The sequence below is a fragment of the Streptomyces sp. NPDC041713 genome, assembly GCF_055591085.1.
The window spans coordinates 114,463-138,429 of record NZ_JBVIZY010000007.1 but is presented as its reverse complement, the minus strand read 5'-3'; the positions used below and the strand labels follow the sequence as shown (position 1 = coordinate 138,429).

Below are 23,967 nucleotides of genomic sequence, written 5' to 3'. Positions count from 1 at the left end.
CCGGCGATTGAGGACGAGCAGGGCGCAGCCCGCGATCAACCCCGCTTAAAGATTCCCGCGCTTCTCCTGCTCCCGCTCGATCGCCTCGAAGAGCGCCTTGAAGTTGCCCTTGCCGAAGCCCATCGACCCGTGCCGCTCGATCATCTCGAAGAAGACCGTCGGACGGTCCTGCACCGGCTTGGTGAAGATCTGCAGCAGGTAGCCGTCCTCGTCGCGGTCGACGAGGATCTTCAGCTCGCGCAGGATCTCGACGGGCACCCGGGTCTCACCGGCCCACTCGCCGAGCGTGTCGTAGTACGAGTCGGGGGTGTCGAGGAACTGCACGCCCGCCGCGCGCATCGTGCGCACCGACTCCACGATGTCGTTCGTGGCGAGCGCGATGTGCTGGACGCCGGCGCCGCCGTAGAACTCCAGGTACTCGTCGATCTGCGACTTCTTCTTGGCGATGGCGGGCTCGTTGATGGGGAACTTCACCTTGAGGGTGCCGTCCGCGACCACCTTCGACATCAGCGCGCTGTACTCGGTCGCGATGTCGTCGCCCACGAACTCCTTCATGTTCGTGAAGCCCATGACCTTGTTGTAGAACCCGACCCACTCGTTCATCTTGCCGAGCTCGACGTTGCCCACGCAGTGGTCGATGGCCTGGAAGGTGCGCTTGGCCGGCGGCTCGACGATCGGGTTGGCGGCCACGAAACCGGGCAGGTACGGGCCGTCGTAACCGCCGCGCTCGACCAGCGTGTGGCGGGTCTTGCCGTACGTGGCGATGGCGGCGAGCACGACCGTGCCGTTCTCGTCCTTGACCTCGTACGGCTCGGTGATGCCGCGCGCGCCGTTCTCGACGGCGTAGGCGTACGCGGCACGCGCGTCCGGGACCTCGATGGCGAGGTCGACGACGCCGTCGCCGTGCTCGGCCACATGGGAGGTGAGGAAGTGTCCCCAGTCCGTGGAGGGCTTGATGACGGAGGTGAGGACGAAGCGCGCGCCGCCGTTCGTGAGCACGTAACTCGCGGTCTCGCGGCTGCCGTTCTCCGGTCCGGAGTAGGCGACCAGCTTCATGCCGAACGCCGTGGAGTAGTAGTGCGCGGCCTGCTTGGCGTTGCCCACGGCGAAGACGACCGCGTCCATTCCCTTGACCGGGAAGGGGTCGGCCTCGCGCGCGGTGTCCGGGGTGGTGTGGGTGGTGGTCTCAGTCATGGCCCGAGGTTCCCGCCGAACAGCAAGGTGCGCAATAGTTCGCGTTTTCAGTGGTCAAACTGCACAGTCGGTGGCCAGGATGGGCGGGCTATCTGTACATCATGACCATCTGGGAGGCGTCATGGCGATCGATCATCTGGACGGGCGGCTCATCGTGCTCCTCGCGCGGGAGCCCCGCATCGGGGTCCTGGAGGCCTCCCGCAGGCTCGGCGTGGCGCGGGGCACGGTGCAGGCGCGGATGGACCGGCTTCAGTCCAATGGAGTCATTCGCGGCTTCGGCCCGGAGGTCGATCCCGCGGCCCTCGGCTACCCCGTCACGGCCTTCGCCACCCTGGAGATCAAACAGGGCCAGGGCGCGGACGTACGGGCCCATCTGGCGGGCGTCGCCGAGGTGCTCGAACTGCACACCATCACCGGTCACGGCGATATGCTCTGCCGCCTCGTGGCCCGGTCGAACGCGGATCTCCAACGTGTGATCGACCGGGTCGTGGGCTTTGATGGCATCGTCCGGGCCTCCACGGCCATCGTCATGGAGAACCCCGTTCCGCTGCGGATCATCCCGCTGGTGGAGCAGGCGTCCGAAGACCCCTGAGTCTCCGATCGCGGCCCCCGGGCCCGACGATCGCCGAGTACCTCCGACCAGATGCGAGGTGAGCACTTCAGTGAACTTCTGGGACTACCTCGGCAACCGCCACCAGCAACTCCTGACGGACGCGTACCAGCACGCGAGCGCCGTCTTCCAGTGCATGGTCGTCGCCACCGTCATCGGTGTGGTGATCGGCGTCGCCACGTACCGCAGCGAGTGGGCGGGCAACCTCGCCACGACCACCACCTCCACCATCCTCACCGTGCCGTCCCTGGCCATGATCGGCCTGCTCATCCCGGTCGTGGGGCTCGGCGTGGCGCCGACCGTCATCGCGCTGACCCTGTACGGGCTGCTGCCCATCGTGCGCAACGCCATCGTCGGCCTGCGCGGCGTGGACCCGTCCCTGGTGGACGCCGCGAAGGGCATCGGGATGTCCCGGCTCGCCCGGCTCTTCCGGGTGGAGCTGCCGATCGCCTGGCCGCCGATCCTGACCGGCATCCGGGTCTCCACGCAGATGCTGATGGGCATCGCCGCCATCGCCGCGTACGCGTCGGGCCCCGGGCTCGGCAACGAGATCTTCCGCGGCATCGGCTCGCTCGGCTCCAAGAACGCGCTCAACCAGGTGCTCGCGGGCACGCTGGGCATCATCGTCCTGGCCCTGCTCTTCGACGCCGCGTACGTCCTGATCGGCCGGCTGACCATCTCAAGGGGGATCCGTGTCTGACGCGTCCGAGACCGGCGGGGGTGCCACCTCCGGGGCGACCATCGAGCTGGAGAACCTCACCAAGCGCTATCCGGGGAGCAGCGACCCCGCCGTGGACAGCGTCAACATGGAGATCAAGGCGGGCGAGATCGTCATCTTCGTGGGGCCCTCCGGCTGCGGGAAGTCGACCACCCTGAAGATGATCAACCGGCTGATCGAGCCGACCAGCGGCCGCATCCGCATCGACGGCGAGGACGTCACCGACATCGACCCGGTGAAGCTGCGCCGCAAGGTCGGCTACGCCATCCAGTCCTCCGGTCTCTTCCCGCACATGACCGTCGCCCAGAACATCGCCCTCGTCCCGAAGATGGTCGGCTGGGGCAAGGCGAGGATCAAGTCGCGGGTCGAGGAGATGCTGGACCTGGTGGGGCTCGACCCGGGCGAGTTCCACGGCCGCTATCCGCGCCAGCTCTCCGGCGGGCAGCAGCAACGCGTGGGCGTGGCAAGGGCGTTGGCGGCCGACCCGCCCGTACTCCTGATGGACGAGCCGTTCGGCGCGGTCGACCCGATCACCCGCGACCACCTCCAGGACGAGCTGATCCGGCTCCAGCACGAGCTGCACAAGACCATCGTCTTCGTCACCCACGACTTCGACGAGGCGATCAAGCTCGGCGACCGGATCGCGGTGCTGCGCGAGCGCTCGCACATCGCGCAGTTCGACACCCCGGAGGCCATCCTCACCAACCCCGCCGACGACTTCGTCTCCGGCTTCGTCGGCGCGGGCGCGGCGCTCAAGCGGCTGAACCTCACGCGCGTACGGGACGTGGAGATCGCCGACATCCCGACGGTGACCGTCGACGACCCGCTGCAGGACATCTTCGACAAGCTGCGCGGCAGCGGCACCAACGAACTGCTCCTGCTCGACAAACGCGGCCGCCCCTACAAGTGGCTGCGCCGCGGCGACCTGATGCGCGCCAAGGGTTCGCTGGCCCGCGCGGGCACCCTCGTCCACGACACGGTGACCCGCGACGCCACCCTGCGCGACGCCCTGGAGGCCGTGCTCACCGACAACGCGGGCCGGGTCGCGGTGACCGGTCGGCGCGGCGAGTACACCGGCGTCGTCGACATGGAGACGCTGATGAACTCCGTCCACGAGATGCTGGAGGCCGACCGCCTCGAAGCCGTCGAGCACCAGCACCAACTGGAGGAGCAGCGCGCCCACATGACGCACTTCGAGCAGGAGGGCACCGGCGGGGAGGCGAAGGCGTGAGCGGCACGGCCGGGGGCGGGCCCCGGATCCCGGACCGCAAGCCGTCGCCGAGGGAGTCGGCCCGCCCCGAGGGGGAACACGAGGTCAAGGGGCTCGCCTTCCGCGACGAGGGGGAGGCCGAACAGGAGGCCCCGCCGACGGTCCTTCCGCAGAAGCAGCCGCCCAAGGTCACCTGGCAGAAGCTCACCTTCCTGCCCGTCGTGCTCGCGGTGATCCTGCTGGCGACCTGGTGGTGGTTCCAGCAGGCCGAGCTGGACTCGATCTCGAAGAACGCCCTCGCGGACGGGAACGTCTGGCTCAGGCTGCGCCAGCACATCCAGCTCACGGCGATCTCGACGTTCTTCGTGCTCATCATCGCCATCCCGCTGGGCATCCTGCTGACCCGCAAGAAGCTCCGCAAGGGCGCCCCGGTGGCGATGGCCCTGGCCAACATCGGCCAGGCCACCCCCGCGATCGGTCTGCTCGCGCTCCTGGTGATCTGGATCGGCATCGGCGAGAAGGCCGCCCTGATCGGCATCATCATCTACGCGGTGCTGCCGGTCCTCTCCAACACCATCGCGGGCCTGAAGGCGAACGACCCGACGCTCCTGGAGGCGGCGCGCGGCATCGGCATGTCGCCGCTCGGCGTCCTCGGCAGGGTCGAACTCCCCCTGGCCGTACCGCTGATCCTCGCGGGCGTGCGCACCGCGCTGGTCCTCAACGTGGGCACGGCGACCCTCGCCACGTTCGGCGGGGGCGGCGGCCTCGGCGACCTGATCACCACGGGCATGACCAACCAGCGGATGCCGGTCCTCATGCTGGGCTCGATCCTGACGATCGCGCTCGCGCTCCTCGTCGACTGGCTGGCCTCGCTGGCCGAACTGCTCCTGCGTCCGCGCGGGTTGGAGGTGAGCTCATGAGGACGGCACGAAAGGCCCTCGCCCTCGCCGTGGGCGGTGCGCTGCTCGCGGCGTGCGGGCTCACCAGCGGCAGCCCGATGGTGGACGACGTCAAGCCAGGTTCCATCGGCAAGGGGCTGCCCCTGAAGGGCGTCGATCTCACCGTCACCTCCAAGGAGTTCACCGAGCAGCTGATCCTCGGCGCGATCATGGGCATCGCCTTCGAGGCGGCCGGCGCGGACGTGCTCGACCGCACCGGCATCCAGGGCTCGATCGGCGCGCGCGAGGCGGTCAAGGGCGGTGACGCGGACGCCATGTACGAGTACACGGGCACCGCCTGGATCACGTACCAGGGCAACACGAAACCGATCACCGACCCCCAGAAGCAGTGGCAGGCGGTGCGCGAGGCGGACCTCAAGAACGGGGTCACCTGGCTGGCGCCCGCCGAGCTGAACAACACGTACGCGCTGGCGATGAACGAGAAGAACGCCGCCAAGTACAAGGCGAAGACGCTCTCGGACGTGGCCGCCCTGTCCAAGTCCGACCCGAAGGCCGTGTCGCTGTGCGTGGAGAGCGAGTTCGCGTCCCGGGAGGACGGGCTTCCTGGCATGCAGAAGGCGTACGGGATGAAGATCCCGGCGTCCGGCATCACCAAGATGGACACCGGGATCATCTACACGCAGGTGTCCAAGGGCTCGTGCACCTTCGGCGAGGTCTTCACGACCGACGGCCGCATCAAGGCGATGAAGCTGACGACGACGGAGGACGACAAGCACTTCTTCCCCAACTACAACGCCGCACCGGAGATCAACAGCGAGTCCCTGAAGAAGCACCCCGCGATGGCGGAGGTCCTGGAGCCCATCACGAAGAAGCTGAACAACACGGTGGCCCGGGAGCTCAACTCCAAGGTCGATGTGGAGGGCCAGGACCCGCACGAGGTGGCGCTGGAGTGGCTGGTGCAGGAGGGGTTCGTGAAGGAGGGGTAGCGGGGCGGGGAGGTAGCGGGACGGGGGCCGGGGCGCGGTCGGCCGTCGAGCTCGGGCCGCGGCGTCAGCAGCTCGGGACCTTCGCGCCCTTCTCCAGGGCCCGGAGGGAGGCGACCGTGCCCTTCAGCGTCGTGACCGGCACGAGTCGCAGCCCCTTCGGCAGCTCCGCCTGCGCGTCCGAGCACTCGTCCTTCGGGACCAGGAAGACGCTCGCGCCGTCGCGCCGCGCGGCCTGCGTCTTCAGGGCCACCCCGCCGACCGGGCCGACCGTGCCGTCCGCGTCGATCGTGCCGGTGCCCGCGATCTTGCGGCCGCCGGTGAGGTCGCCGCCGCTGCCGTCGCCGTCCAGCTTGTCGATGATGCCGAGCGAGAGGAAGAGTCCGGCGCTCGGTCCGCCGATCTTGCCGAGATCGGCCTTGACCTTCACCTTGCCGGTGTCCTCGACGCCGTTCGCCTTCAGGTACGACAGGGCCGCCTTCGTGGCGTCGTCCTGCGACTTCTTCATGTCGCCGAGGTTGTGCTTCTCGACTTCCTTGACGTTGTCGCCGACCGGGTAGACGGAGTCCTTGGGCATCACGGCGCGGTCGGTACGGAACCAGCCGTCGACGACGTCGCCCAGGTGGATGTCCATCTGCGGTCCCGTGGCGACGATCGTCGTCATGCGGAGCTCGCCCTTCGTCTCCCGCGTGGGCACGCCGGAGACGGTGAGGACCGGCTTGCCCTCGTGCTCCCCGAGCACGTTCGCCGTGCCGCCGGGCTGGGCCACCGCGAACGGCAGCGGCGCGAGCCCCGCGACGGCGAGCAGGGCCGCGACGGGGAGGGCGCAGAGGGCGAGGGCCTGGGGGCGCGTGAGAGAGGAGAACGAGAACACCGGATCAATCTAACGTGACGGTGCTCTGAGCCGTGGCGGGCTCATCGCCGGCTGCGCCGAGCTCGTCCTCAAACGCCGGACGGGCTGACATCCCTCAGCGCAACGCATCTGCTACCTCGCGCGCCGCGTCCACCACTCGCGGCCCCACCCGCTCCGGCACCGCGTCGGCCAGCATGACGACGCCCACGCTGCCCTCCAGGCCCGTGACGCCGACCAGCGGGGCCGCCGCCCCGCTCGCGCCCGCTTCCAGTTCGCCATGGGTGAGCGCGTAGCCGGGGTCGGTCACCAGGCCCTGCCGGGCGGCGAGTATCGCGCGGCCCGCGGCGCCCCGGTCCAGCGGGTGGCGGAAGCCGGTGCGGTAGGCGACGTGGTAGTCCGTCCACGTGGGCTCGACCACCGCGACCGCGAGGGCCTCCGTGCCGTCCACCAGCGTCAGGTGCGCCGTCGCCCCGATGTCCTCCGCCAGCGAGCGCAGCGCGGGCAGCGCGGCCTCCCGTACCAGCGGATGCACCTGGCGGCCGAGCCGCAGCACGCCGAGGCCGACGCGGGCGCGGCCGCCCAGGTCGCGCCGGACGAGGGCGTGCTGTTCGAGCGTGGCGAGCAGGCGGTACACGACGGTCCGGTTGACCCCGAGTTTGGTGGACAACTCGGTGACCGTCAGTCCGTGGTCGGTGTCGGCCAGCAGCTTGAGGACGCGCAGTCCTCGGTCGAGCGTCTGAGAAGTCTCCGCGGTCACGACGCCCACTCCTTAGGTGAGGGTCGGCGACCCCCTTACGCGGCGGTTGCGTCGCCGGTCCCGTGGGCGACGCGCGTCAGAGGCCGCCGGTCGGAACACCGGCTGCGCTCCGCGGCGGCGCTGCCACGGGGCGTGTGCTGTGCGGGGACATTAGCGAGGCCGTCCCGCTCAGCGGAAGACTTCGTCCAGAATCCGGGCACCGGGGCGCCCCGAGCGCCCCCCATTGCCCCGTTACGCGGTGGCCACCGGTGCGGGGCCGTGTACGGACTTCGCACACCACCTCCCCACTCGGAACCCCCACCTCACCGTCCGGCTCACTTCATCCGGGTCGCCCACTCCTGGACCTTCTCGATGCGCTGGCGCAGCTGCCCGGCGGTGGCCTCCGCGCTCGGCGGTCCGCCGCAGGTGCGCCGGAGCTCGGTGTGGATCACGCCGTGCGGCTTCCCGCTCTGGTGGACGTACGCGCCGACCATCGTGTTGAGCTGTTTCCGCAGCCCGAGGAGTTCCTTGTGCGAGACGACCGGGCGCCGCTCGGCAGGCAGCTCAAGCAGGTCCGCCTCGTCGTCCGGCTTCTTCTTGCTGTGCGCGATCTGCCGGGCCTGCCGCTTCTGCAGCAGCATCTGCACCTGGTCGGGTTCGAGCAGTCCCGGGATGCCGAGGTAGTCCTGCTCCTCCTCGCTGCCGGGGTGGGCCTGCATGCCGAACTCGGCGCCGTCGAAGAGCACCCGGTCGAAGACGGCCTCGGACTCCAGGGCCTCGAAGGAGAACTGCTCCTGCTCCCCGGTGTCCTCGTCCTGCTCCTTGTTCGCCTCGTCCATCTCCTGCTCGGACTCGGCGTAGGGGTCCTCCTCGCCCTCCTTCTTCGGCTTGTCGAGGGCGTGGTCGCGCTCGACCTCCATCTCGTTGGCGAAGGTGAGCAGGTCGGGCACGGTGGGCAGGAAGACGGACGCGGTCTCGCCGCGCCGCCGGGACCGTACGAAACGGCCGACGGCCTGCGCGAAGAAGAGCGGCGTGGAGATCGTCGTCGCGTACACGCCCACCGCGAGGCGCGGCACGTCGACGCCCTCCGACACCATGCGGACGGCGACCATCCACCGGTCGGTGCTCGCGCTGAAGTCGTCGATGCGCTGGGAGGCGCCCGCGTCGTCGGACAGGACGACGGTGGCCTTGCTGCCGGTGATCTCGCGGATCAGCTTGGCGTAGGCGCGCGCGGAGTCCTGGTCGGAGGCGATGACGAGGCCGCCCGCGTCCGGGATGGCCTTCCTGACCTCGCTGAGCCGCTTGTCGGCGGCCTTGAGGACGTTCGGCATCCACTCGCCGCGCGCGTCGAGCGCGGTCCGCCACGCCTGCGAGACCGCGTCCTTGGTCATCGGCTCACCGAGCCGCGCCGCGATCTCGTCCCCCGCCTTCGTGCGCCAGCGCATGTTGCCGGAGTACGAGAGGAAGATCACGGGCCGCACGACGCCGTCGCCGAGCGCGCTGCCGTAGCCGTACGTGTAGTCGGCGGAGGAGCGCCGGATGCCGTCGTTGCCCTCCTCGTACTGCACGAAGGGGATGGGGTTCGTGTCGGACCGGAACGGCGTACCGGTGAGCGCGAGCCGGCGGGTGGCGGGCTCGAACGCCTCCAGGCACGCCTCGCCCCAGGACTTGCTGTCCCCCGCGTGGTGGATCTCGTCGAGGATCACCAGGGTCTTGCGCTGCTCGGAGCGGTTGCGGTGCAGCATCGGCCGGACGCCGACGCCCGCGTACGTCACGGCGACGCCGTGGTACTCCTTGCTCAGCGGTCCCGCGCTGTACTCGGGGTCCAGCTTGATGCCTATACGGGCGGCGGCCTCGGCCCACTGCTTCTTCAGGTGCTCGGTCGGCGCGACCACGGTGACCTGCTGGACGACGTGGTGGTGCAGCAGCCAGGAGGCGAGCGTGAGCGCGAACGTCGTCTTGCCGGCGCCCGGGGTGGCGACGGCGAGGAAGTCTCGCGGCTGCTCCTGGAGGTACCGGTCCATCGCACCCTGCTGCCAGGCACGCAGCTTGTTGGCGGTGCCCCAGGGCGCTCGGCCCGGGAAGGCGGGCGAGAGGTGGTGGGAGGAGTTGGCGGCGGCGCTGGTGGTAGTCACGGTCTCCGGGTTCGCGGGTCGGCGGCACGTATGACAACCGGGCCACCTTACCGGTCTGCCCCTCTTGGGGGCCGCCGCCTCCTCAGCGTCGCGGTCGGCGCCGGGGCGTCGGGCGGCGCGGGGCGGCGCCGGGTCGGCGGGGCCGGCGCGCGAGGATTCCGCGCCTCCGTCCGCCCCGCTCGCCCCGGCCGCCCCGGGCGTCCCGCGCGTCCCGCCCGCCCCGGCTTCGGCTTGTCCACGGGCCGTCCGGCGACAGCGCGGGGCTCTGCCGATCGGCCTGGGCTTGGATCTCGACGTGGGCCTCGTGGGAGGTGATGCGGTACGCCTCCTCCCACGCCGCGAGCGCGCCGGCGAGGGCGGCGCCGCCCGTACCGCGGCGTCGCACGCGCCGTGCCAGCCACGCCAGGGCGGCGAGGACCGCGGCGAAGCCGCCGAAGATCACCAGGACCGGCAGCGCGTCGTCCATGCCCTTTTCCTACGCCTGTGAGTTCCGGGAGGCGTACGGGAGGAAGGTGGACCAGGCGGAGGGGGTGAGGGTGAGGTGGGGGCGGTCGGGGGTCTTGGAGTCGCGGATGTGGATGGTGTGGGGGGTGGCGGCGACCTCGACGCAGTCGCCGGACTCGTTGCTGCTGCTGTAGCTGCTTTTGTGCCACTCCTGGGCGACCTCGACGCAGTCTTCGCCCTCGCTGCTGCTGCTGTAGCTGCTCTTGAACCACCGCAGTCCGGAGGCGCCCTCGATGGAAACGTTGCGGATCATGTCTCTCCCAGCAGTTCCTCGACGAAGGCCAGTGACTCCCGCGGCCTGAGAGCCTGAGCCCGGATCATCCCATAGCGCAACTCCAAGATCCGGAGCTGCTTCGGGTCCGAAACAGGGTGACCGTTGAAAGCTCCCTCGGAGCGCCCCACCGCTGTGCCGTCGTGGAACTTCAGCACTTCGATCAGGCCTCCCATTCCGGCGTGACCCTCACAATCCAGCGGCATCACTTGGAAGGTGACGCCCTGCAACTGAGCTACGTCCACCAGGTGTTCCAGTTGTCGCCGCAGAGCCATTCTCCCTCCGATGGTGCGCCGGAGCGTCGCCTCCTCCTGTACGAAGTTGAGAGCCGGGGCGGGTGAGCGCTCAAAAATGGCCCGTCGTGCCATACGAGCCGCCATGAACCGCTCCACTTGACCCCGCGAATAGGACGGCTGCCGCATCTCGAAGAGCGCCCGCATGTGCTCCTCCGTCTGCAACAGGCCGTGGATGTTGTGGTTGCTGTACAAGCCGATCTCGACCGCCTGAGCCTCCAGCTTCGCCAAGTCCCGCGCCTTCTTCGGGTAACGAGCCTCCCGCATCTCCTTCTTCATGGCCGAGACCAGGCCGCCCGCGGCGAGGACCTCGTCCACCTTGTCCAGGTACTCGGGGCGAGGGATGCGCGCGCCGCGCTCGATCTTGCGGACCAAGTCCTCCCCGTACCCCACCGCCTCCGCGAACTCCGCCACCCGCAGGTTCGCCGTTTCCCGGCGGAGTTTCAGCTGGCTGCCGACCATCTCGACCACCGCGCTGATCTCGTCCTCGGGGTCCACGTCCCAACCGGGCTCGTCCACACCGTCGTTGCCTTCCACCACGCCACCTCCGCCGGGACAGCCGGGACAAGCCGGGACAACGTCAGGACAGACCCCGTACGCACGGCCCGTCCCGCTGTCCACGGTACGCACAGGCGGCCACGCTGAGTGACGTGAACCAAGAAACCACCCGGGCCGAGGCCCACGCCCCCGCACACCAGTTCACGATCCTGCTCTCGGCGACCCGCAGAGGCGCACGGTTGGCGCGGCTCCTGACGCGGGAGCAACTGCACAGCTGGGGACGGCCGTTCGAAACTGCGGAGCAGATCGTTGCCGAACTGGCGAACAACACCGTGCTGCACGGGCACGTGCCGGGGAGGAGTTTCCGGCTCGCGCTGACGCTCAGCGCGGCGAACACCCTCCGTATCGGGGTGACGGATGCCCGTACGGACCGTACGCCACCCCGAGACCCCCAACTTCCGGCCTTGGAAGCCGAGTCGGGGCGGGGAATGGTGCTGGTCGCGACCCTGGCCGACCGGTGGGGTACGGAGCCGGGGCCGGCACCCTGCAAGACCGTGTGGGCGGAGATCGACGCGTCAGCCGATGGGCGCGCCCGACACCTCGGGTGAGAGAGACGTCGGGGTCGGCGGCATCGTCGACGAACGCGGCCGCGGCCGGCGCGAGGACGGGATGGCCAGCCCCGTCCGGCCCGACACATGCCGGTAGGCAGGTTCTCCGCGCGATACGCGCAAATGGAGAACCTGCCTTTTAGAGCCCTCTACGGAAATCCCGCTGTCGGACCCGGGACCCGCAGTGCGCTTACCGTGCCGTGTACCACTTCACGGCCTGCGTGCGCTTCGGCCAGATGTAATCGCCCTCGTCGGGAATTCCGATCGAGGCGGTCCCCGTATTCGTCGCCCGGTACTTATAGCCCTTGTGAACCTTCAGCGAGACCGTCGGGGACTTGCAGTACTTCTTGTTGTGGCAGCTGCCCAGCTTGCCCCCCGAGTAGTCCTTCAGCTTCCCACCCTTGTACGAGCTCAGGGCCGCCTCAGGCCGCTGCACGCTGCGCTTCTTGCTGCACTTCTGGTAGCCGTAGGCGTACACCTTGCCGTTGCTGCGCCAGACGTTCACGTAATTCGTGCAGCCGTGATAGGCCTTCCCGTGGCCGGTGGCCGCCTGGGCTCCGCCACTGCCCACGAATACGCAGGCAAGCGCGACCGAACCGACGCCGAGGCCTCGCAGAATCCTCTTCACACATTCCTCCCGTTTTTTGGTGCTACCGAAGACCTTAGGTCAACGTGGCGCAATCACAGGGGCAGTTGGTGAAGAATTTAAGATTCATATTGCACCCTTATGGAGCGCCGGACCATAAGGGGTGCATTTAGGGACCGCTGCGGACTTCAGGAACGTAGCCCTAGGATCGGCACCATGACCACGCGACTCGTACAAATTCATCTGAAGGCCCGGGACGACGCGGCGCTGGGGTGGTTCTGGGCGGAGGCGCTCGGGTGGGGCGTGGACAGCGAGGGGCCGGGTGTGACCAACCTCGAACCCGAGGGCTTCGCCTACCCCGACCCCGCCGCGATCGTCATCGACGTCGTCGCCGACCCGCAGCCCAAGTCGGCGAAGAACGGCGTGCATGTCGACCTGGCCACGAACTCCACCGCCCAACAGGCGGAGTTGGTGGCCCGCCTCCGCGAACTGGGCGCGACGCCTGTCGATGTGGGTCAGGGTGACGTCCCGTGGGCGTGCCTCGCCGACCCCGAGGGCAACGAGTTCTGCGTGCTCGAACCCCGGGAGCTCTACCGGGACACCGGCCCGGTCGCCGCGGTCGTGGTCGACTGCGCCGATCCTCGCGCCATGGCCCGCTTCTGGGACGAGGCGACGGACTGGACGCTGCACGAGGTCTCCGACGACCTCGCGCGGCTGCGGTCCGCCCAAGGGGTGGGCCCGTACCTGGAGTTCCTGCGTACGCCAGGTGTGCGCACGGAGTGGAACCGGTCCGCCCGGCCCCGCGTCCACCTCGACCTGCGCCCCTACCCCGGCGGCGACCACACCGTGGAGGCGACCCGGCTGCGTGCCCTGGGCGCCACGGGCATCGACTTCGGCCAGGGCGACGCGCCCTGGACGTGCCTGGCGGATCCGGAGGGGAACGAGTTCTGCGTGCTGGGCCCGGCGTGAGGTGAGGTCCCGCGGGGCTCGCCTTGCGCGGTGCCTTTGATGGTGGGCGGGGCCGGCGGGCACGGCTGGGTTGGGTCATCCCCTTTCACGGTCGGGTGCGGCCCGGCCCATCGTTGGGCGGGGGCCACGGTCAGGGCTCGGCCCGGAGGCCACCCTTCGGCGGACCGGCGCCTTCGATTCGTACCGGGGCCGCCCGGGGTTTTGCGGAGTGTGGCGCCTCCGGGCCGGAAGTAAAGGGCGCCCTACGGGCGTCGGCTCCGCCGATTCCGCTCCGCTCCACCCTTGACTCCCACCCCTCCACCGCGGCGAAATATCCGACCCGGCCGGCCAGGGGTGAGGCGGCGGGCGACGCTGGGATGGGTCATCGGCTTTCGCTGCCGGGTGCGGCCCGGCCCATCGTGAGCCGACGCCCCGATGCGAGCTCGGCCAGCCACGCGGCCACGCCGCTCGGGCCATCACCTTTCGCTGCCGGGTGCGGTCCGGCTCATCGTGGGTGGGGGCCACGGTGCGAGCTCGGCCAGCCCGGCGGCATCGCCGCTCGGGTCATCACCTCGCGTGGCCGGGTGCGGACCGGCCCATCGTCGGCAGGCGTCACCTTCAATGCGCTGCCCGGGGACAGGGGGTTGCCGCCTCTGGGGGGCCTGGCACCTACTTTGGGAAAGTTGCGAATGAATATGCCGCGCGCCCCCTTGCCACACCCCACGCGCCCCCGGAACCGAGCAATCCGCCAGGAGGGATGGGGTGGGGTGGGTGCCCTGCGGGAGGTGGGGTTGGTGGGACCGGCGGGACCTGATGGCGCACGAGGTATGTGGGACGAATGAGTTCAGTGGGGCCACCGGGCTCGGCGGAGAGGCAGGACCCGCCCACGGCCACTCGCCGGGAGGCGTGCGGGGTGTGGCAGGGGGCGCGCGAGGATCCGATTCGCAACTTTCCCAAAGTAGGTAACCGAGGGGGAGGGGCGGGATGGAGACGGGCCTGACGCCAGAGGACGGGCCTACGTCCCCGGGGGCGCATCCGATCTGGCGAGGGGGCGCACGGCGTCCCGATTCGCAACTTTGCCGAAGTAGGTGCCGAACCGCGAGCACTCGCCCGCGCACCTGACCCCGCCTCGACCGAGACAGCCAGGCACGATGCCCCGGACCGCACCCGGGCGCGCAAGCCGATGACCCGAGCGGGGTGGCCGCGTGGCGGACCGGGCCGCGATCCTGACGCCCGCCCACGATGGGGCGGGTCGCTCGCGGCGTCGAGAGGTGTGGCCCGGGTGGCTGGCCCAGCCCAGACCCTGGCATCCGCTAACGATGGGCCGGTCCGCACCCGGCCGCGAGAGGTGATGACCCGGGCGGCGAGGCCGCTGGGTTGGCCGAGCGCGCACCATGGCCCCCGCCCACGATGGACCGGTCCGCACCCGGCGGCGAGAGTTGTTGACCCGACCACACCAGCCGTGGGCCGAGCCTGCACCGTGGCCTCCGCCCACGATGGGCCGGACCGCACCCGGCAGCGCGGACCAAGGACCCGAGCAGCGAAGCCGGGCTGCAGGCCGAGCCCAGACCCTGGCACCCGCTCACGATGCGCCGGACCGCACCCGGCGGCGAAAGCCTATGACCCGGCCAGACCGGCCGTCGGCCGAGCTCGCACCGTGGCCCCGCCCACGATGGGCCGGTCCGCACCCGGCAGCGAAAGCCGATGACCCGAGCTGCGAGGCCGGCCGTGGGCCGAGCCCACGCCGGGGCGCCCGCCCACGATGAGCCGGGCCGCACCCGGCCGTGAAAGGGGATGACCCGAGCAGAGGTGCCCGCCGCCTCACCCCTGGCCGTCCGGGTCGAAGGTCAAGTCGCGGTGGAGGGGCGGGAGTCAAGGGTGGAGCGGAGCGGAATCGGCGAAGCCGACGCCCGAAGGGCGCCCTTTACTGCCGGCCCGGAACCGCCACACTCCGCTCACACCCGGGCGGCCCCGGTAACCGGCAAAGGCGCCGGTCCAGCGAAGGGTGGCCTCCGGGCCGAGCCCTGACCGTGGCCCCTGCCCACGATGGGTCGGACCGCACCCGGCAGCGCGAGCGGATGGCCCGAAAGGCGAAGCCGGGCGGCTGGCCGAGCTCGCACCGTGGCCCCCGCCAACGATGGGCCGGGCCGCACCCGGCAGCGAAAGGGGATGGCCCCACCCAGCGTCGCCCGCCGCCTCACCCCTGGCCGGCCGGGTCGAAGGTCACGTCGCGGTGCAGGGACGGGAGTCAAGGGTGGAGCGGAGCGGAATCGGCGGAGCCGACGCCCGAAGGGCGCCCTTTACTGCCGGCCCGGAGCCGCCACACTCCGCTCACACCCGGGCGGCCCCGGTACGAATCGAAGGCACCGGGCCACCGAAGACTCCCTTCATGAACGCCGTATGGCAGTCCCATTGCGGCGGACCGCGATCTCTTGAGGGGCAGACGTGGGCCACGCTACGTTCACTGAGTCAGGTCAACGACACGGCCGTGTGCCCGAGTGGCTTAGGGGCTGGACTGCAAATCCAGTAACGCGGGTTCGATTCCCGCCACGGCCTCAGGTCGACGCGACTGCCGGCGCAGCGCGAACGTCCCCACGAAAGGGGTGGTCCTCACCGGACCACCCCTTTCGCGTGCCCCACCTCAGTAAGGTGAGCGGCCGTGGAAGCTGGGGACTACATCGCGGCGGGCAGCGCCATCGTCGCGGCGACAGCCGCCTGCATCGGCTGGCAGCAAGGACGTACCGCCCGGCGGGCCGCCCTCGCCGCCGAGGTACAGGCCCACGCAGCCCTCGCCCAAGTCGAGCTGGTGCGCGAGCAGTTGGCGCATGTGCGCGCGGCGCGCGGCGAGGCCGAGCGGCCCGTCTTCACCGTCGTGGAGACGGACGTGCGCCGGAGCAACGGCACCCCCGACATCCTCGTCGTCGTCCGACAGACCGGCGGCTCCCCGGTCGCCGAGGCCCGGGTCACGGTCCATCTGAACGACGAGCCGGCCGTGGTCGTCGGCGCGGACGACGACGGCGTACTGATCTGGCGGCACACCGTCCCCGGCGCCACGAAGACCCTGCGGATCCGGACGGCGGACCGGCACCTGGGCGAGCTGGAGGTCCGCGTCCACCTCACGTGCCGGGAGGCGGACGGCGAGCGGCAATGGTCCTGCCTCGCCCTCGGGTACGTCCACGGGGACTGGCGCAGGACCATATTGGAGAGCGCAGAGGTAGGGGCCGGACGCCGGCCTCCCTACGTGCCGGATCAATCACCGAACCACGTAACCGAGTTCCCGTCACAGCACGTACCCCTACCCGAGCAACCCGCTCCGGAGGACGAAGGCCTCCCCCACTACCCCTGGATCCCCCGGATCGACTCCCCGTTCATCGTCCACCCGGACGAGGCCGGCCTCCTCGCCGTCACCCCGCTGCCCCTCAGGACCCGACCCCCGGAAGACCCCGGCTCCACAGCCGCCGACAACCGCGGCTCCCACCACCTCAGCGGCATCTGGTAACCCCGCCGGCGACCCCTCAGGTCGCCACCGCCGCCTGCGGACGGATCGGCAGGCGGTTGACCGGGCGCCCCGTCGCCGCGCGGACCGCCGACGCGACCGCCGCCGGTGACGTCACGACCGGAACCGCACTGGCCGCCTTCGCACCGAAGGGAGCCACCACGTCCCGCTCCTCCACCAGCTTCACGATGCGGATGTCCGGCGTGTCCAGGGCCGTCGGCAGGGCGTAACCGGTCAGGTCGGGGTGGCGGACCAGGCCGCGCGGGGTGCGCAGGTTCTCGGTGAGCGCCGCGCCCACGCCCTGCGTGACGCCCGCCTCGATGCGGGCCCGCAGCTGGGCGGGGTTCAGGATGCGGCCCACGTCCTGGGCGACGGCGAGCTCCACCACCCGTACGGAACCGATCTCGATGTCGACGTCCACGACCGCGCGGATCGCGCAGAACGCCATGCCCACGAAGGCGTCGCCCTGGCCTGACTCGTCGAGCGGCTCGGTCGGGTGAGGACGGCACTGGGCCGTCGCCCAGAGCTCCTTGCCCTCAAGAGCCTCGGTGACGGTCGTGGAGAGCACCCCGTCGTACGAGGTGATCTTGCCGTCGTTGATCTGGAGCAGCTCGGTGGACATGCCGAAGGTGTGGGCCAGCGGCTGCAGCAGCTGCGTGCGGACCATCTTCGCCGCCCGCTCCACCGCGCCGCCGGACACCCAGGTGTGGCGGCCGCGGCAACTGGGGCCCGCCGGCGGCTGGTCGGTGTCGACCGGCGCGACCCGCACGTCCTCGATGCCGAGCGTCTCCTGGACGATCTGGCGGGCCAGCGTGGTGAAGCCCTGGCCGGTCTCGACGGCCGCGCAGAGCACCGTCGCCGCGCCGTCGTGGACCTTCACGGTGGCCGTGGAGACCTCGTCCGTGCCCTCGGCGCCCAGGAGTTGGACCATGCCGAGGCCGTAGCCGACGCCCCGGCGCACCGCGGCCGGTTCGCCCGCGCCCTCCGGTCCGCCGGGCAGCAGCCACTCGTCCTCGGGGGTGTCCTTGGGCAGGTCGGGCAGCGGGAAGTCCCGTACGGCGGCGAGGAGTTCGGCCACCGGGGCGGGACAGGTCACCGTCTGTCCGGTGGGCAGGATGTCGCCGGTCGCCATCGCGTTGCGCAGCCGCACCTCGGCCGGGTCGATGGACAGCTTCTTGGCGATCTTGTCCATCTGCGCCTCGTACGCGGCGCACACCTGCAGCGCGCCCTCGCCCCGGACGTGCCCGGACGGCGGGTTGTTCGTACGGACCGCCCAGCCCTCGATGAAGGCGTTCGGCACCACGTACGGGCCGCAGGCGAAGGAGACGGCGGCGGCCAGCGCCTCCGAGGACGTGTCCGCGTACGCGCCCGCGTCGAGCAGGATCTGCGCCTCCACCTTGACCAGGCGGCCCTCGCCGTCGGCGTGGTGGCGGTAGCGCAGCAGGGTGGGGTGGCGGTGGGCGTGGCCGAGGAAGGACTCCTCGCGGGTCGCGGTGAGCTTGACCGGGCAGCCGGTCCGCAACGCCAGGAGCCCGAGCGGCAGTTGGAAGCTCGCGTCCTCACGGTCGGCGCTCGCGCCGGGCACGCCGGTGACGACGACCTTCACCCGGTCCGGGCTGACGCCGAAGCAGGCGGCGGCGCGGTCGCGGTCGGCGTGCGGGTCGGTGGAGGCGATGTACAGCTCCACTCCCCCGTCGGGGCGCGGCACGGCGAGGCCCGCCTCCGCACCGATCGGCGCCGGGTCCTGGCGGCCGATGCGGTACAGGCCCTCGACGACGAGCTCGCCCGCCGCCTCCGGGTCGCCGTGGCGCAGCGGGATGTGCCGGATCAAGTTGCCGTCGGGGTGCAGCGGTTCGGCCTCGAAGGCCTTCTCCGGGTCGGTGACGGGTTCGAGGACCTCGTACTCGACGATGACGGCCGCGGCGGCCATCCGCGCGGTGTCGGGGTGGTCGGCGGCCACGGCGGCGATGGGCTCGCCGTGGTGGCGTACGACGTCGGCGGCGAAGACCGGGCGGTCGGCGGTCCTGCGGCCGTGCAGCGGCTCGCCGGGGACGTCCTCGTGCGTGACGACCGCGTGGACGCCCGGCATCTCCAGGGCGTGACGGGTGTCGATGGAGACGATGCGGGCGTGCGCGTGCGGGGAGCGCAGGACCGCGGCCCACAGCAGGCCCTCGGCCCACAGGTCGGCCGCGTAGGGGAAGGTGCCCTCGGTCTTCACGCGGGCCTGCGCGGACGGCAGTGACGCGCCGATGCCGAGCCGCGGCTCACTCCCCTGCGGGGCGGCGCCGGGCGCGGGCGCGGTGGCTTCGGTGGTCACGCGTGGCCTCCGTCCTGGCCGTAGGGGCCCTGCGGTCCTTCGGGTTCGTACGGGCTCTCGTAGCCGCCGTCGTGCGGGGCCGGGTGGACGCCGCCGTCGCCGGGGCCCGCCTGGTGCGGGATGCGGGCCGTATCGGTCTGCGGTCCCTCTTCCTGGGCCGCGGGTTCGACGGCCGCCGCGGACTCCTCGCGCTCGGCGACCACCTCGCGCACGGCGTCGAGTACGCCGCGGTAGCCGGAGCAGCGGCAGAGGTTGCCGCACAGCGCGCGGCGGGTCTCCAGGTCGCTGGGGGCGGGGTTGCCCTCCAGGAGGTCGTGCACGGTCATCGCCATGCCCGGCACGCAGAAGCCGCACTGCACGGCGCCGCACGCGGCGAGCGCGCGCTGCACGTCGGAGGGCTGCCCGTCGGTGGCGAGGCCCTCGACGGTACGGACCTCGCTGCCCGCGGTGGTGGCGGCCGGCACCAGGCAGGAGGCGACGAGCCGCCCGTCCACCTGGACGTTGCAGGCCCCGCACTCGCCCTGCGAGCAGCCGTCCTTGGCGCCCGCGAGACCGAGCCGCTCCCGCAGGACGTAGAGCAGCGACTCGCCGATCCAGGCGTCGGTCACGGGCCGGTCGGTGCCGTTCACGCGCAGGACGTACGAGACGAGGGGGTGGTCGTCGTGGAGCGGGGTGGGGACGGGCTCGACGGCTTCGGTGGGCTCCTCCGAGAGGGCCACCACCTCCGTGGCCTCGTCGGCGTGCGGGGATTCCGGCACTTCTTCCGGTACGCCGGGTTCGTCCGCCGCGCCCGTCTCTTCGGGTACGTGCGCTTCGTCCGACAAGTCCGCGGGCTCGGCGTCGACTTCGGGTTCCGCCTCGGCCTCGGACTCTGCTTCGGCTTCGACCTCTACTGGTTCGTCGACCTCTATCGGCTCGGCAGCCTCGGCCGGCTCGTGCACCGGCTCTTCGAAGGGTTCCTCGGCCGGTCCGGCCAACGGCTCCGACGGGGCGTCCCCGGACGGGATCCGGATCGTCCGCAGCAACTGCGTCTTCTCGAAGCGGCTCTCGGACTCCGCGGACCCGGCCGGCGCGGGGGGCGGCGGCACCTCCGCCCGGAGGGCCTCCTGCGCCTGCGCCCCCCAGGGCGCACCGGCCCCCGCCCCCGTCGCCCACGGCGCGGGCGCGCCGCCGGGCAGGGTCGCGGGCGGCGTGCCGCCCCACTGGGAGGCCAGCGACGACGCGGTGAACTCACCGGACTCGTCGGGCAGGTCACCGTCGGCGACCGGGATCGACCACTGGCCGGTGACGTCGGCGGGCGGCGCGGCGACCGGCTGCCCGTACCCGTCCCCGTACTCCCGCTCCCGGCCGAAGTCCTGCTCGTACGCCTGTCCGTGGCCGTACGTCTGGTGCCGCGCCTGCGCGGCCTCCGCCTCGGCGAAACTCCACTGGCCGGTCGCGCGCGGGTCGTCGTACGCCTGCCCCTCCGCGTGGCCGTGCTCCACATGGGCCTGGGGCGCCTCCACATGGGCCTGGGGCGCCGCGCCCGCCTCGGGCCACCGCACCGCGTGCCCGGCACCGGCCGCACCCGTCATCTCGGGCGGCATGACCCACGTGCCGGTGGCCGCCGGGTCGGTGGCGTCGGCGGTGGTGGGGGTGACCGTTATCTGCGGCGGGACGTACCCGTGTCCGGGCGCGGCGAGCGGGGCGTCCAGCATGCCCTCCGGGAGCTGCACGAACGCCGTGGCGTCGGAGTCGTACTCGCCCTGCGGGTGCGGCTGCCAGCCGCCGCCGTTGTGGGTGTTCTGGTCGTCGCTCACGACAGCGCCCTCCCCAGTGCTCGTCGGGCCAGCGCGGCGACGGTGCGCCGCAGGTGCAGTACGGCGGGCGACAGCGGCTGTTCGGTGCCGTCGGCCGCCGGGGGCTGGTCCGGGATGCAGGCGGTGGCGACGTACTCGCCGAAGGCGGTGACCGCCTCCGGTACGAGGCTGCCGCGCCCGCCGTCCCAGTCGATCAGGGAGGCCACCCACTCCTCGGCCTCCAGCGGGCGCAGCGGCATCGGCGCGATGGCGCCGACCGCGCAGCGCACGCCGCGCCGGGCCGGGTCGAGGACCAGGGCCACGGAGGCGGACGCCCGGCCGGGGCCGGTGCGTCCCGTCGCCTTGAGGAAGACCTGGGGGGCGTGCAGGAGCGGTACCCGCACGAAGCCGATGAGCTCGCCGGGGCGGAGCATCTCCATGCCGGCGAGGAGGTGCGAGACGGGGATCTCGCGGCGGGCGCCGCCGGGCCCCGCGATGATCAGGACCGCTTCGAGGGCGGCGAGCACGGGCAGCGCGTCGCCGGTCGGCGCGGCGGATGCGATGTTGCCGCCGAGGGTGCCCGCGTTGCGGATCTGCGGCGGCCCCGCGGCGCGCGCGGCGGCGGCCAGGGCGGGGATCAGCGCGGCGAAGTCGGGGCGGCCCATGCGGGCGTGGGTGAGGCCGGCGCCGAGCAGGGCGTGGCCGTCCTGGTACTGCCAGCCGCGGATCTCGCTGATGCGGCCGAGGCCGACGAGGGCGGCGGGGCGCAGCTGCCCCGAGTTGACCGAGGTCATCAGGTCGGTGCCGCCGGCGACGGGCACGGCGGCGGGCATGGCGGTGAGTGCCGCCACGGCCTCGTCCAGCGTGGCGGGCAGCTTCACCGACTGCGGTGTCCGTGTCGCCTGCGGTGCGTGCGTGCTCAAAACCGGCTGCCCCTTCCCGATGTCCGGCCGCGTACTCCACGTACGACGTGTAGGTGGAGTGCTCGCCGTTTCGCGACGTGTCACCGTTACGCCTGTTCCGCCGTACGGTACGTGCTCACAACCCGGACGTGGCAACTCTGGCACATTCTCCCCGGCCCTCGACGCGGGGGTCCGCTAGGAGGCATTCGCCCCTGGTACGGGGGGATGTACCGGTTTGACGTGGCCTCTCCCGGTGGGGTGGATCGCCCCCACACTGCCTGTGCGTGCCGCCGGGAACACGCCCCGGCGGCACGCACAGGAAGCACACACAGGGAGCACGCTCCCGCGGGCCGTCTCACACGTTCGGGGGCGCCCCCTCGATCGGGCGTCCGAGCACACCCGGGCGCTGCTGTCGCGGCAAAGGACCGGTCGGCGGACGGTAGTCGACGCCGAGGGCGTCAAGTCGCGGGTAGTGCGCGGCCATTCGGCGCTCGAAGTCGGCGTAGTCCCGCTCGGCCGGGGCCGGCAGGCGTCGCCACGCCACCTCGCAGAACGCGGCCAGACGCGGGAACACCTGGTAGTCGACGCGTCCTTGGTGCTCCATCACCTCGGTCCAGACGTTGGCCTGGGTGCCGATGACGTGCGCCGCCTCCTCCTCGGTGAGCTCGGCGGGGACGGGCTCGAACCGGTAGACGTCCTCCAGGGTGCGGACGAACCCGATGGGCACCGGCTCGTCGGGGCCGCCGTCCTGACGGTGGTCCAGATACACGTGCTGCTCGGGGCACATGACGACGTCGTGGCCGGACTTGGCGGCGGCGATGCCGCCCCGGTAGCCGCGCCAGGACGACACGGTGGCGCCCTCGGCGAGGCCGCCCTCCAGGATCTCGTCCCAGCCGATGAGCCGCCGGCCGCGGGCGGTGAGCCAGCTGTCGAAGTGCCGGATGAACCAGCTCTGCAGCCCCTTCTCGTCCTCCACGCCCAGCTCCTTGATGCGGGCCTGCGCGGTGGCCGAGGCCTTCCACTGGTCCTTGGGGCACTCGTCGCCGCCGACGTGGATGAACGTGGACGGGAAGAGGTCGAGGATCTCCTCGAAGACCCCCTCGTAGAAGCGGAGTACGTCCTCGGTGGGAGCCAGGACGTTGGGGTTGACCCCCCAGGTGTCCCAGACGGTGAGCGCCTCGGTGTCGACGACGTCGGTGTTGCCGAGGTGCGGGTAGGCGCTGATGGCCGCCTGCGAGTGGCCGGGGATCTCGATCTCCGGGACGACGGCGATGTGCAGCGAGTCGGCGTACGCGACGATCTCGCGGATGTCGTCCTGCGTGTAGTAGCCGCCGTGCGGGCGCTCCTCCCACAACGGCGAGGCGCGGTGGCCCCACTTGGTGCGGGAGCGCCAGGAGCCGGTCTCGGTGAGCTCGGGGTGGCGTTTGATCTCCACGCGCCAGCCCTGGTCGTCGGTGAGGTGGAAGTGGAAGACGTTGAGCTTGTGGGCGGCGAGCAGGTCGAGGTAGCGCAGGACCCCGTCCTTCGGCATGAAGTGCCGTGCGACGTCGAGCATCATGCCGCGCCAGCCGAAGCGGGGGGCGTCCTCGACGACGCCCGCCGGGACCGGGTGCTCGGCGCCGGGCCGCACGCGGGCCCGCCGGAAGGCGTCGGGGCCGATCAGCTGGCGCAGGGTCTGGGCGCCCCAGAAGACGCCGGCGCCGGAGCCGCCGCGGATCTCGACGCGGTCGGCGTCGACGGTGAGCCGGTACGCCTCCGGCTCCAGGGAGCCGTCCACGTACAGGGAGAGGGAGTTGTCCGCCCCCTCGGTCCCGCCGGCGAGCGGCAGGCCGAGCGCGGCGCCGAGGGTGGTGCGCAGCCACCGCTCGGTGGTCGCGGTGCCGGGGCCCCCGTACAGGGTGGTGGCGGCGTCGATGACGAAGGAGGAGCTCTGCGTGGCCTCGGCGCGTGCGGGCGCCGGGATGAGTTGCCCAAAGGTCATGAAGCCACAGGCTGTCACGCGATTGCGCAACGCAAAAGGGGCGTTGCGGCTGGCGCAACGCCCCTCGGGCGAAAGGTCTCACAAGGGACCTAAGGGATCCCGCGAGGGACCGGAAGGGTCCTGCGACGGACCGGAAGGGCTACTTGCCGCCGCCCTTGCCGTCCTTGCCGCCCTTGTCGTTGTCGCCGCCGGCGCCCATCGACTCGTAGATCTCCTTGCACATGGGACAGACGGGATACTTCTTCGGGTCGCGGCCGGGGACCCACACCTTGCCGCAGAGCGCGACGACGGGCGTGCCGTCGAGCGCGCTCGCCATGATCTTGTCCTTCTGGACGTAGTGCGCATAGCGCTCGTGGTCGCCGTCACCGTGCGACACCTGCGGCGTCGGCTCTACGAGGGTCCCCGTACCTGCCCCGCGCTCGGGCTCGGGCTCAAGAGTGCTCATAA

General features: G+C 71.4%; 21 protein-coding genes and 1 tRNA gene. 9 read left to right on the top strand and 13 right to left on the bottom strand.

All coding sequences use genetic code 11. The features are described 5' to 3' along the window. Positions 1-45: 45 nt before the first annotated feature. Positions 46-1,194: a 4-hydroxyphenylpyruvate dioxygenase gene (gene hppD, locus ACZ6CV_RS22710; RefSeq protein ID WP_358778668.1), complete on the bottom strand. Its 1,149-nt coding sequence runs from the start codon at positions 1,192-1,194 to the stop codon at positions 46-48. 121 nt (positions 1,195-1,315) lie between these two features. Here hppD and ACZ6CV_RS22705 point away from each other — a divergent pair, with 121 nt between their 5' ends. The 5 genes from ACZ6CV_RS22705 (at position 1,316) to ACZ6CV_RS22685 (ending at position 5,617) form a co-directional block, all read left to right on the top strand. Beyond that, on the top strand, positions 1,316-1,786 hold the full coding sequence (locus ACZ6CV_RS22705) for an Lrp/AsnC family transcriptional regulator (RefSeq protein ID WP_355816871.1): 471 nt from the start codon (positions 1,316-1,318) through the stop codon (positions 1,784-1,786). A gap of 70 nt (positions 1,787-1,856) precedes the next feature. Next, the gene (locus tag ACZ6CV_RS22700; protein ID WP_355816990.1) at positions 1,857-2,504 is read left to right on the top strand and encodes an ABC transporter permease; all 648 of its coding nucleotides are present in this window, start codon (positions 1,857-1,859) and stop codon (positions 2,502-2,504) included. Then, the gene (locus tag ACZ6CV_RS22695; RefSeq protein WP_469252557.1) at positions 2,497-3,753 is read left to right on the top strand and encodes a betaine/proline/choline family ABC transporter ATP-binding protein; all 1,257 of its coding nucleotides are present in this window, start codon (positions 2,497-2,499) and stop codon (positions 3,751-3,753) included. The genes ACZ6CV_RS22700 and ACZ6CV_RS22695 overlap by 8 nt, the downstream gene beginning before the upstream one ends. Beyond that, positions 3,750-4,652 (top strand): ABC transporter permease, encoded by a 903-nt coding sequence (locus tag ACZ6CV_RS22690; protein WP_469252556.1) that lies wholly within the window; start codon positions 3,750-3,752, stop codon positions 4,650-4,652. Before ACZ6CV_RS22695 ends, ACZ6CV_RS22690 begins: the two co-directional genes overlap by 4 nt. Next, on the top strand, positions 4,649-5,617 hold the full coding sequence (locus ACZ6CV_RS22685) for a glycine betaine ABC transporter substrate-binding protein (RefSeq protein WP_469252555.1): 969 nt from the start codon (positions 4,649-4,651) through the stop codon (positions 5,615-5,617). Before ACZ6CV_RS22690 ends, ACZ6CV_RS22685 begins: the two co-directional genes overlap by 4 nt. A gap of 64 nt (positions 5,618-5,681) precedes the next feature. Here ACZ6CV_RS22685 and ACZ6CV_RS22680 read toward each other — a convergent pair whose 3' ends face one another. The 6 genes from ACZ6CV_RS22680 to ACZ6CV_RS22655 form a co-directional block, all read right to left on the bottom strand. Next, entirely contained in the window at positions 5,682-6,488 is an 807-nt protein-coding gene (locus ACZ6CV_RS22680) for a S16 family serine protease (RefSeq protein ID WP_469252554.1), read from the bottom strand. Positions 6,489-6,582: 94 nt separating this feature from the next. Beyond that, positions 6,583-7,224: an IclR family transcriptional regulator gene (locus ACZ6CV_RS22675; RefSeq protein WP_355816862.1), complete on the bottom strand. Its 642-nt coding sequence runs from the start codon at positions 7,222-7,224 to the stop codon at positions 6,583-6,585. Positions 7,225-7,538: 314 nt separating this feature from the next. Then, positions 7,539-9,338, bottom strand: a complete 1,800-nt coding sequence (locus ACZ6CV_RS22670; protein WP_469252553.1) for a DEAD/DEAH box helicase — start codon at positions 9,336-9,338, stop codon at positions 7,539-7,541. An 82-nt stretch (positions 9,339-9,420) separates the two neighbouring features. Beyond that, positions 9,421-9,804, bottom strand: a complete 384-nt coding sequence (locus ACZ6CV_RS22665; protein ID WP_469252552.1) for a hypothetical protein — start codon at positions 9,802-9,804, stop codon at positions 9,421-9,423. A 9-nt stretch (positions 9,805-9,813) separates the two neighbouring features. Next, positions 9,814-10,095: a DUF397 domain-containing protein gene (locus tag ACZ6CV_RS22660; RefSeq protein ID WP_469252551.1), complete on the bottom strand. Its 282-nt coding sequence runs from the start codon at positions 10,093-10,095 to the stop codon at positions 9,814-9,816. Next, positions 10,092-10,943, bottom strand: coding sequence for a helix-turn-helix domain-containing protein (locus ACZ6CV_RS22655; RefSeq protein WP_469252743.1), 852 nt, complete (start codon positions 10,941-10,943; stop codon positions 10,092-10,094). Before ACZ6CV_RS22655 ends, ACZ6CV_RS22660 begins: the two co-directional genes overlap by 4 nt. A gap of 113 nt (positions 10,944-11,056) precedes the next feature. Here ACZ6CV_RS22655 and ACZ6CV_RS22650 point away from each other — a divergent pair, with 113 nt between their 5' ends. After that, positions 11,057-11,512 (top strand): ATP-binding protein, encoded by a 456-nt coding sequence (locus ACZ6CV_RS22650; protein ID WP_469252550.1) that lies wholly within the window; start codon positions 11,057-11,059, stop codon positions 11,510-11,512. Positions 11,513-11,702: 190 nt separating this feature from the next. Here the strand turns inward: ACZ6CV_RS22650 and ACZ6CV_RS22645 are convergent, their stop codons facing one another. Beyond that, a complete protein-coding gene (locus tag ACZ6CV_RS22645; protein ID WP_355816851.1) occupies positions 11,703-12,140 on the bottom strand; it encodes a hypothetical protein in 438 nt (145 codons plus the stop codon). A gap of 174 nt (positions 12,141-12,314) precedes the next feature. Here ACZ6CV_RS22645 and ACZ6CV_RS22640 point away from each other — a divergent pair, with 174 nt between their 5' ends. The 3 genes from ACZ6CV_RS22640 (at position 12,315) to ACZ6CV_RS22630 (ending at position 16,545) form a co-directional block, all read left to right on the top strand. Beyond that, a complete protein-coding gene (locus ACZ6CV_RS22640; protein ID WP_469252549.1) occupies positions 12,315-13,067 on the top strand; it encodes a VOC family protein in 753 nt (250 codons plus the stop codon). Between the two features lie 2,463 nt (positions 13,068-15,530). Next, positions 15,531-15,602 (top strand) — tRNA-Cys (locus ACZ6CV_RS22635). A gap of 103 nt (positions 15,603-15,705) precedes the next feature. Continuing rightward, complete coding sequence (locus ACZ6CV_RS22630) at positions 15,706-16,545, top strand: hypothetical protein (RefSeq protein ID WP_469252547.1); 840 nt, start codon at positions 15,706-15,708, stop codon at positions 16,543-16,545. A 16-nt stretch (positions 16,546-16,561) separates the two neighbouring features. Here the strand turns inward: ACZ6CV_RS22630 and ACZ6CV_RS22625 are convergent, their stop codons facing one another. The 5 genes from ACZ6CV_RS22625 to ACZ6CV_RS22605 form a co-directional block, all read right to left on the bottom strand. After that, positions 16,562-18,859, bottom strand: coding sequence for a xanthine dehydrogenase family protein molybdopterin-binding subunit (locus ACZ6CV_RS22625; RefSeq protein ID WP_469252546.1), 2,298 nt, complete (start codon positions 18,857-18,859; stop codon positions 16,562-16,564). Next, positions 18,856-20,658 carry a (2Fe-2S)-binding protein gene (locus ACZ6CV_RS22620; RefSeq protein ID WP_469252545.1) on the bottom strand — a complete coding sequence of 601 codons (1,803 nt, stop codon included), beginning with the start codon at positions 20,656-20,658 and terminating at the stop codon, positions 18,856-18,858. Before ACZ6CV_RS22620 ends, ACZ6CV_RS22625 begins: the two co-directional genes overlap by 4 nt. Further along, a complete protein-coding gene (locus ACZ6CV_RS22615; protein ID WP_469252544.1) occupies positions 20,655-21,560 on the bottom strand; it encodes an FAD binding domain-containing protein in 906 nt (301 codons plus the stop codon). The genes ACZ6CV_RS22620 and ACZ6CV_RS22615 overlap by 4 nt, the downstream gene beginning before the upstream one ends. A gap of 334 nt (positions 21,561-21,894) precedes the next feature. Further along, positions 21,895-23,520 carry a beta-N-acetylhexosaminidase gene (locus tag ACZ6CV_RS22610; protein ID WP_469252543.1) on the bottom strand — a complete coding sequence of 542 codons (1,626 nt, stop codon included), beginning with the start codon at positions 23,518-23,520 and terminating at the stop codon, positions 21,895-21,897. Between the two features lie 139 nt (positions 23,521-23,659). Further along, positions 23,660-23,965, bottom strand: coding sequence for a DUF3039 domain-containing protein (locus tag ACZ6CV_RS22605; RefSeq protein WP_355816832.1), 306 nt, complete (start codon positions 23,963-23,965; stop codon positions 23,660-23,662). Positions 23,966-23,967 lie beyond the last annotated feature (2 nt).